The 8155-nt window shown below is 67.8% G+C and carries 9 protein-coding genes and 1 riboswitch; of the genes, 6 read left to right on the top strand and 3 right to left on the bottom strand.

All coding sequences use genetic code 11. The features are described 5' to 3' along the window. The 3 genes from AB1609_10825 to AB1609_10815 all read left to right on the top strand — a co-directional run. The coding region (locus AB1609_10825) for a hypothetical protein (GenBank protein MEW6046961.1) at positions 1-403 on the top strand (403 nt) is incomplete at its 5' end. Between the two features lie 452 nt (positions 404-855). Then, positions 856-1041: a MoaD/ThiS family protein gene (locus tag AB1609_10820; GenBank protein MEW6046960.1), complete on the top strand. Its 186-nt coding sequence runs from the start codon at positions 856-858 to the stop codon at positions 1039-1041. A gap of 132 nt (positions 1042-1173) precedes the next feature. Continuing rightward, positions 1174-2094, top strand: coding sequence for a TIGR00269 family protein (locus AB1609_10815; GenBank protein MEW6046959.1), 921 nt, complete (start codon positions 1174-1176; stop codon positions 2092-2094). Here the strand turns inward: AB1609_10815 and AB1609_10810 are convergent. Next, positions 2069-2410, bottom strand: coding sequence for a hypothetical protein (locus AB1609_10810; GenBank protein MEW6046958.1), 342 nt, complete (start codon positions 2408-2410; stop codon positions 2069-2071). The two genes, AB1609_10815 and AB1609_10810, sit on opposite strands and share 26 nt — an antisense overlap. A gap of 122 nt (positions 2411-2532) precedes the next feature. On the opposite strand from AB1609_10810, the gene AB1609_10805 reads away from it, so the two are divergent. Continuing rightward, positions 2533-3282 carry a methyltransferase domain-containing protein gene (locus tag AB1609_10805; GenBank protein MEW6046957.1) on the top strand — a complete coding sequence of 250 codons (750 nt, stop codon included), beginning with the start codon at positions 2533-2535 and terminating at the stop codon, positions 3280-3282. Positions 3283-3645: 363 nt separating this feature from the next. Next, on the top strand, positions 3646-4599 hold the full coding sequence (locus tag AB1609_10800; GenBank protein ID MEW6046956.1) for a site-specific DNA-methyltransferase: 954 nt from the start codon (positions 3646-3648) through the stop codon (positions 4597-4599). Here AB1609_10800 and AB1609_10795 read toward each other — a convergent pair. Both AB1609_10795 and AB1609_10790 read right to left on the bottom strand, forming a co-directional pair. Further along, entirely contained in the window at positions 4523-5119 is a 597-nt protein-coding gene (locus tag AB1609_10795) for a hypothetical protein (protein MEW6046955.1), read from the bottom strand. The two genes, AB1609_10800 and AB1609_10795, sit on opposite strands and share 77 nt — an antisense overlap. Positions 5120-5148: 29 nt before the next feature. Continuing rightward, on the bottom strand, positions 5149-6765 hold the full coding sequence (locus AB1609_10790; protein MEW6046954.1) for a gamma-glutamyltransferase family protein: 1617 nt from the start codon (positions 6763-6765) through the stop codon (positions 5149-5151). 528 nt (positions 6766-7293) lie between these two features. Then, a riboswitch (cyclic di-AMP (ydaO/yuaA leader) is annotated at positions 7294-7491 on the top strand. Between the two features lie 247 nt (positions 7492-7738). Between AB1609_10790 and AB1609_10785 the strand changes: the two genes are divergently transcribed. Then, a partial coding sequence (locus AB1609_10785) for a 2-dehydropantoate 2-reductase N-terminal domain-containing protein (GenBank protein ID MEW6046953.1) occupies positions 7739-8155 on the top strand: 417 nt, incomplete at its 3' end.

Genomic DNA, 8155 nt, shown 5'->3' with positions numbered 1-8155 from the left:
CACCATCGCGGGGTACGAGGTGCTGGCGATGTGCATGTTCAGTGACGACGTGCTCGTCGGGGGCGGCTACACGCTCAGCGAGGACTTCGTGAACTCGAACCGATACCTGGAGGCCTACGACCGGTTCGCCGAGCTGCTCGAGGAGAAGTACGGGCCCCCGCTCTTCAACCGCAATGCGTGGAAGGGCGGCAGCCTCTACAAAGAAAGTCCGGAGTACTGGGGGTTGGCCGTCTCCCTGGGATACCTGGAACGGATGGCGGACTGGGAGACGCTCGAAACCCGTATCGTGCTGTGGCTAAAGGGAGAGAACTTCGAGGTCAACCTGTACCTGGGCTATTACAGTCGGGCCCATCAGTCGCAGGTTCAGGAGAAGCGGGCGGCCGAAACGGAGTCGAAGCTGTAGGCGCCGGCTCCCACCTGGCAGCGCTTGGCTTTGACGGGCGCCAGGAGTGGGAGTTTAACGGGCGGGCGACGGTGGCCGGCAGGGGCGGCGGAGCGGGTAGCGACTCTGGTTGGCCGGGCGGCGGAGAGGGGAGAAGCCAACGAGCAAACTGGCGGAAGAGGGAAGAGAGACACGAAAGACAGGTAGAATTGGTACGAGGAGACCGTTCGAGGATACGGCGAGGTAGTTGCCATGCGCTCCAACGAGGAGATACTTTAAGTTCAGACCGGGAGGGCACCGGGCCTGTGCCCGCGGCGTTGTGCGCCCCGGTCTCGCCTTTTTTGTGGGAACCTCTCGTCATTTCTGAAAGGCTTTCGGAATGGCGTATGGTGGGGTTGCTACGGAGCAGACCAGGCGTCGAACGCCGCAAGGCCGCTCGGCCGAGGGGAGGGCGGAGGGCCCTGAAGGTGCGCATGCGCATCCCCAAGCGGCAGGAGTGGGAATTTAAGGGCCCCAGGACGGTGAAGAGCATCCTCGACGAGCTTCGCATCAACCCTGAGACGGTCATCGTCATCCGGGGCGACACCCTGCTGACCTCGGATGCCGTGGTCGAGGATACCGACGAGATTGAGGTGCGCCCCGCCCTCTCCGGCGGCTAAGAGGCGGGCACCCGGCCGCCCGGACAGGCACGCTCCCGAAGCGGTAGGATGGCGCCGGCGGCCGCCGTCGAGCCTGTGCCTGAGGTAAACTGTGAGGGCAGAAGGCAATAGGGCAGGAGGGGGCGGTCGCCGGTGAAGTGCGTGAAGTGCCGGCAGCCGGCGGCGGTCGAGGTGCGCCGGCACAACGCCGGCTTCTGCCGCGACCACTTCGTCGAGCACGTGCTGCGCCAGGTCCAGCGCGCCATCGCCGACGAGGCGATGTTTACCCGGGACGACCGCATCCTGGTGGCTGTCTCGGGCGGCAAGGACAGCCTGGCGCTCTGGGATATCCTGCAGCGGCTCGGCTATGCGGCCGACGGGCTGCACATCCAGCTCGGCATCGGCGCCTACTCGGAGGAATCGGCGCAGCGCACCCGGGCGTTCGCCGAGGCCCGGAGGCTTCGGCTGCACGTGGTGTCGGTGGCCGAGGAGCTGGGGTTCGGCATCGAGGAACTGGCCCGCCGCACCCGCCGCATCCCGTGCTCGGCGTGCGGCACCACCAAGCGCCACCTGTTCAACCGGTTTGCCCGGGAGCACGGCTACACCGTGGTGGCCACCGGCCACAACCTCGACGACGAGGCGGCCACGCTGCTCGGCAACATCCTGCACTGGCAGACGGAGTACCTGGGGCGGCAGGCCGCCGCCATGCCCGCCGATGGGGCGGGGCTCGTGCGCAAGGTGAAGCCGCTCGTGCGCCTCGCCGAGCGGGAGGTGGCGGCGTACGCCGTGCTGCAGGGCATCGACTACGAGGTGGACGAGTGCCCCATGGCCCGGGGCGCCACCTCGCACCTCTACAAGGAGGTGCTCAACCGCCTGGAGGAGGCGGCGCCGGGCACCAAGGATCAGTTCCTCTTCGGCTTTTACGAACGCGGCCGCCGCCACTTTCCCCGCGAGGCGCCGGCGCTGCGGCCATGCCGGGTCTGCGGCGAACCCACCCCCGGCGAGGTGTGCGCCTTCTGCCGCCTGGCGGAGCGGGCCCGGGCGGCCGCTACTCCTCGATCGGCACGAAGTTGAGCTGGTAAGGCCCCGAAAAGACCGCGCAGCGCTGGGCCGGCCCCGCCCCCACGCCGTCCGGCAGCACGGCCCAGGCCGGGCCGTCGAGGGGCAGGGCCAGGGTGCCGTGTTCGTCGCCGCCGGGCAGGTGCCCCACCACCCGCAGGGTGCGGGTGTCGGGCCCATCGTCGTCGACGTAGACGCGTTCGACGCGCAGGACGGCCTGGCCGAGCTTGTCGGCGCCCCGCCGCACGTTGACGACGCACTCCATGCCCCGGTACGCCTCGTGGAGCAAGGCGGCGAGCTTGCGCGGGTCTTCCATCCACTGGGTTCGCAAAGGGGTCGCCCTCCCGCCAAGAGTTTTGCCCGGCGCTCGGGCCGCACGGGCAAGAAGGGCGGGTGCCGCTGGCGAAACTTTCTGGCAGGCGTGGCGCCCGGAAGGGAAGGGGGCTTGCCGCCGTGAGGTGGTACGAGGAGCTGTTCGACGAGACGTACCTGGCGACGTACGGCCCGCTTTTGACGCCGGAGTACACCCGGGAGCAGGTGGACCAGCTCGAGCGCCTTCTGGAACTGACGCCGCCCGCCGACATCCTCGACATGCCCTGCGGCCAGGGCCGCCACAGCATCGAACTCGCCCTGCGGGGCTACCACGTGACCGGTGTCGACCTGTCCTCTTACCTTCTGGGCGTGGCGCGCCAGCGCGCCGAGCAGGCGGGCGTCCCGCAGGGGGCGCTGGAGCTGGTGCAAAGCGACATGCGGGAGTTTGTGCGGCCGGGCGCCTACGACGTGGCCATCAACCTGTTCAGCTCCTTCGGGTACCTCGAAAGCGAAGAGGAAGACGCCCGGGTGATGGCGGCGTTTTACCAGAGCCTGCGGCCGGGCGGCCGGCTGGTCATGGAGATGATCCACAAGTACTGGCTCATCCGGTCGGGGCGCGACCAGGTGTGGGTGGAGACGCCGGGCGCCTTCACGCTGGAACGGGTGCGCTTCGACGCCCTCACCGATCGCACCGAGACGGAGCGGGTCGTTATCCTGAACGGGCGGGTCGAACGCCGCCACTTCTCCGTACGCCAGTACAGCCTGGTGGAACTTTCGCGCATGGCGGCGGCCGTGGGCTTCGAGCTGGCGGGCGCCTACGGCTCGCTGGCCGGCGACGAACCCCTCACCGTGGACTCCCGCCGGCTGGTGGCCGTCTTCCGCCGGCGCTAGGCTCGCCGGGCCGAACCCTTCCCGTGCAGGAAGTGGAACGTTTCTTCTACCGGCTCAAAGCCGAGTTGTCGGGCGATAGCCTTAGCTGTCCCGGAAGCCACCGGGCGACCTGGCCCATGGGAGTCAATGCGCGTCTGACGGAATCTCCCATCCGAGCCCATGCCGCGCCAGATCTGGCCGCCTTTTTTTGCCGGTTGCATGCCGAGCTTCCGGCAGATTCGCTCAACGAGCGGGGTTCCAAACACATGTGCGCTATGTTAGTATGGTTTTGGCACCCCGCCGGCCACGAAGGGTTGGCCGCCATTGGCCATTGGCGGCCTTCCCTTCCGTCCGCAGCCAACACTGGCTCAAGGAGGTAGCTGGATGTCTACATCCCATGACAACCCGGATGGCCAGACTACCGTGGTCGGCTTAGGGGCGCAACTTTCCGTCGGCGGCGACACGCTGCACCGAATTGTCCTGGGCGACGCCCGACGCATGAGCTTGGTCGCCGACCAGTCGGTGCACCTGGTCGTGACGTCTCCGCCGTACTGGACGCTGCAGACCTATCCTTCACGAGATGGGCAATTGGGGCAGGTGGCGGACTACTCCAGCTTCCTGGAGGGCCTGGATGATGTCTGGCGGGAGTGTTACCGGGTACTTGTCCCGGGGGGTCGCATGTGCGTGGTGGTGGGAGACGTCAACCTCTCCCGCCGTCAGGCCGGTCGGCATCACGTGATACCGCTGCATGCCGATATCGCGGTGCGCTGCCGGGCTATCGGGTTCGACTATCTGGCTCCTGTGTTCTGGTACAAGATTGCGAATATTCGAACGGAGATGGACCGGCCCGGGTCATGGTTCCTGGGAAAGCCGTTTGAGCCCAATGGCATCATCAAGAACGACGTGGAGTACATCCTGCTGTTCCGAAAAGGCGGAGAATACCGGCATCCTACCGAAGAGCAGCGACTGCGCTCCCGTTTGCCGAAAGAGCTGTATGTCAAGTGGTTTCGACAAGTATGGGATGACGTCAATGGGCAGCCGAGAGTGAGCCATCCCGCCCCGTTTCCGGAGGAGATCCCCGTTCGGCTCATCCACATGTTTTCCTTTGCCGGAGACGTGGTCCTGGATCCGTTCCTCGGCACCGGCACGACAACCGTGGCGGCCATCAAGGCGGGTCGGTCCAGCGTCGGCTACGAGATCGAGCCGACCTATATCGATCTCGTTAAGCGCAGGCTCGCTCAGGCGGAGCTCTGGCAAGGGTTTAGGGTTGAGTTTTTGGTGGATAAGGGATCCCGGGATTACGCCGTCGAACCTCTTCCACCAGCTTCCTCAGCATAAGCTCAGGGCCGTCCGGGTCGCTTAGCAACCGAGGGCGGGGGCCGCTGAAATCAACGCGGGTGAGAGCGGCCCCCTCGAGCATCCCGATGCTCCAGGCTGGAGCCGAGCGGCCTGAGAGCGCTTGGAGGCGGGACTCGAGTAGCCGGGCCCACTCTCCCGAAGGATCCTGAGAGACGTCAAACACCATGAGGTAGCCGATGACGATTTCCGGGGAATAGAGTTGGAGATTGGCCACCTCGCCCATGAGGTCATCGATACGATTGGGCACGGTTCCCGGGACGTTACGCATGATCGACTTGAGCGAAATAGCGAGGCGGTACTTGCCGTCGTACTGCCAGGCGACATCCCACTGCTTGGGACGACCGAACCCTGGTACCGTCGCCTCGGTTTCAGCCTCCGAAAGCCCGAGCCGACTCAACGTTTCCACACAATAATCTGCCAAAGACGACAGGCGTAACGTGGAAGTTGGCCTTTCTTTGGCGATCTGGTAGAAGTCTTCCAGTGCCTGCTGCAAGGTCAACGCGCGTTCACCCCGTACACCGCAGGTATCTAGTACCCCACGGCCTGGCCGTCCTTGCGGGGGTCGGAGCCGGCGATGTAGACGCCGGTGTCGGGGTCTCGCCAGATGATCTGCCCGCCGCCGAACATGAGCGGCGCCTGGTTGGCCGAAACCGGGTGGCCCAGGCCTTCGAGCGCGGCGATGGTGTCGGGGGAGAAGCCCTGCTCCACCGCCAGCCGGCCGCCGGGCAGCACCCGGAAGCGGGGTGCGTCCAGAGCCGCCTGGGGGTTGAGGCCGAAGTCGACGAGCGCCGAGACCACCTGGACGTGCCCCTGCGCCTGCATGTCGCCGCCCATCACGCCGAACGCCGCCAGCGCCCGCCCCTGCCGGGTCAGGAAGCCCGGGATGATGGTGTGGAACGGGCGCTTGCCCGGGGCGAGTTCGTTGGGGTGGCCCGGGATGAGGTTGAAACCGGCGCCGCGATTCTGCATGGCGATACCGGTGCCGGGCACGACGACGCCGGAACCGAACCCGTAGAAGTTCGACTGGATGAAAGAGACCATGCGCCCGTCCCCGTCGGCCGCACATAGGTAGACGGTGCCGCCCGCGGCGCTGCGGTCGGGGATGGGTTCGGCGATGGTGCCGTCGAGCCGGATTTCCGCTGCCAGGCGGGCGGCGTGCTCAGGGTCGGTGAAGCGCTCCACGGGGACCGAGGCTGCCCGGGGATCGGCGATGTGCTGATATGCGTCGTGAAGGGCCAGGCGCAGCGCCTCGGCGAGGACGTGGACGTGGGCCACGTCCAGGTGCCGGCGGGCCCCCTCATGGGGCGACCCTTCCCCGAGGCGGAAGTGACGGACGATGCCGAGTGCCAGGAGGGCGGCCGCGCCCTGCCCGTTGGGCGGCAGTTCCCAGACCTCGACGTCCCGGTACGGGACGGACAGCGGTTGGACCCACTCGGGCTCGTAGCGCTTCAGGTCGTCCAGGGTGAGGTACCCGCCGGTGCGGGCGGCGTACCGGGCGATGGCTTCGGCCAGTTCGCCCCGATACATGGCCTCGCCCCAGGACTCACCGATGAGCCGCAGGGTGCGGGCCTGATCGGGCTGGCGAAACACCTCGCCGGCCCGAGGCGCCCGGCCGCCGAGGAGAAAGGCGTCGCGGAAGTCGTCCCGGTGTCCGAACCGGGCCGCCGCGCCCTGCCAGACCGCGGCGGTGTGCGGCGGAACGGGGTGGCCCTGCTCCGCGTACTCGATGGCGGGCTGCAAGACGTCGATGAGGGGCATGCTCCCGAAGCGCCGCAGGAGCCGGACCCACCCTGCCACCACGCCCGGGACGGTGACGGACTCCCAGCCCTCGGTCGGGACCTGCTTCAAGCCCCGCCGCCGCAGGGTCTCGGCATCAAGGGCGGCGGGGGCCGGCCCGGAGGCGTTGAGCCCGTGGAGGGCGCCGCCGTCCCAAACGATGGCGAACGCATCGCCACCCAGGCCGCAGGAAGTGGGTTCGACCACCGTCAGGCATGCGGCGGCAGCGACGGCGGCGTCGACGGCGTTGCCGCCGGCCAGGAGCATCCGGAGCCCGGCCTGGGCCGCCAGCGGGTGGCTGGTCGCCACCATGCCCCGCCGGGCCAGCACGGGCATGCGTGCGGACGGATAAGGAAACCGGGTGTCCATTGCGGCCTCCTATCAGAAGTGCGGCTCCCCGCACCAAGGAAGTCACCGAGTGGTGCCTCGGAAGCGGATTCTTTGGCGCTGGGGGATTACCCTCTCGCCGCCCGTCGAAACGACCGCCGGGCGTCTTGCCGCCCGTGCCGTTCTCGTCCGGTTGCGCCGCGAGAGCGGTCGGGTAGATAGGATAGACCGGAGGATGTTCGACTTTGCAGAGCCCCGATCCCTTCTCGTTCCGGGTTGTTCTCCTTCGACGATCGTGGAACCCCCGGATTTCGACGGTCATCGAATATCCCGCGAGATCTCTCGGGACGGGGGAGGGGGAGGAGCGCCGGGCAGAGGCGACCAACTGAGACCCGGCGGGGAGAAGCCTCCTGGTCCGCCATGGTCTGGAGAAGAAGCCTCGTCGTGGCCGCAAGGGATAAACCGCTCCGCGGTCTCGTTTGACGCCCCGCCGGCGCGTGTGCTATGCTTTGCGCGAGCTAACACCGACAACCAAATAGCGCCAGCGGTTGGCCTTTCATGGCCGACCGGCCCACTTGATCGCTGAATCCTCCGGGGGCAAAGGCCCCAGAGGAGCGGGGGACCCAATCGGATTCGGGGCGAATCCGGCCGACGCGTGGCCTCAAGCCCGCCGCATCGGGGACGCACCTCCCCGAGCGCCGGCCGGACGGGTCAGACTCCTTCGATCCGAGCCCGGCAGCTAACCCCGCAAGCGTGGGGGGAGAAGGTGGGCCCGGCGTGGCTCGCTGAGCTTCGGTTCATCGCCTTCTGGCTTCTCTCTGCCGGGCTTTCCCTTCACGGAGCAGGCGCGATCCGGCCTTCACGCGGCCGGTGAGGAACTGGCACGCGGCGTCCCAACGTCGCTTTTGGCCGGTTCTCTCCGGGCGGCGATTCGTCACTGTCCGCACCGGCCGCCGGTGAACGCCGCGTGGGCCGCCGTCCCGTTGCTCGCTGGCGCGTCAAGGAGGAGTGCCACATGACCAGGGCACGCTGGGCCGTTGTCGGCGCCGGGGCAGGGGGACTTGCCACCGCGGCCCATCTGAGCCGGGTTGGGCTGCGAGCGGTGCTTATCAATCGCAGCCCGGATCGCATCGTGAAGCTGCTGGACGACCCGCGCATCCACGTCGAAGGGCTCTGGCACGGTCCCATGCCGCTCGAAGAGGCGACCACGGATGTCTCCCGGGTGGCCGGCGCCGACGTGGTCATCATCGCCACGCCGGCGACAGCCCACCGGGATCTCGCCCGGATGCTCGCCGGGCATCTCAGGCCGCACCACCTGGTGATCCTGCACCCGGGGCGCACGCTGGGCGCCGTCGAGTTCGCGGCAGCGCTGCATCGTGCCGGCGTCCGGGTGCGGGCCGTTGCCGAGACCGATACGCTTTTGTACACCAGC

The organism is Bacillota bacterium (assembly GCA_040754675.1).
Taxonomy (GTDB): domain Bacteria; phylum Bacillota; class Limnochordia; order Limnochordales; family Geochordaceae; genus Geochorda.
Note: the sequence above shows the minus strand (reverse complement) of the source record. Positions and strands in the feature narration are given on the sequence as shown.

Coding starts and splice junctions, on each gene's coding strand:
- AB1609_10820 (MEW6046960.1), top strand. CDS start 856: ATGCGCATCCCCAAGCGGCAGGAGTGGGAATTTAAGGGCCCCAGGACG.
- AB1609_10800 (MEW6046956.1), top strand. CDS start 3,646: ATGTCTACATCCCATGACAACCCGGATGGCCAGACTACCGTGGTCGGC.
- AB1609_10790 (MEW6046954.1), bottom strand. CDS start 6,765: ATGGACACCCGGTTTCCTTATCCGTCCGCACGCATGCCCGTGCTGGCC.